Origin of the sequence: Halomonas sp. ND22Bw (assembly GCF_003011945.1) — a bacterium.
Taxonomy (GTDB): domain Bacteria; phylum Pseudomonadota; class Gammaproteobacteria; order Pseudomonadales; family Halomonadaceae; genus Halomonas; species Halomonas halophila.
This window is the reverse complement of the sequence record NZ_PXWD01001163.1, coordinates 1-260: the sequence shown is the minus strand read 5'-3', so window position 1 is coordinate 260 and position 260 is coordinate 1. Positions and strand designations below refer to the sequence as shown.

Annotated in this window: 1 pseudogene; it reads left to right on the top strand. The window is 70.8% G+C overall.

Going from position 1 to position 260, the window contains the following annotated elements:
• Positions 1 to 12: 12 nt before the first annotated feature.
• Positions 13 to 260: pseudogene (locus tag CVH10_RS21835) on the top strand (hypothetical protein); the annotation flags it as partial.

The window sequence follows — 260 nt, the reverse complement described above, 5'->3', positions numbered from 1 at the left end:
CCGGAGCTGCTGATGGCCGGCGCACTGGTCGCCCACATGGAGGGCCGTGGCCATGCCTGCCTGCTGCTCGACGAACTGCTGGGCGATGCGGATGCGCTGCTCGGCTGGCCCGTCGATGCGCAGGCTGCGCTGCATGCGGCGATGGCGTCACTGCACACCGAGGCCGGTGCATGGACCGAGACTTTGCAAGCGAGCCCCCTGGTCGCGACGGGCGATGCACCCGGCAGCGCGCCGCTGGTGCTGTACGAAGGCCGCCTCTA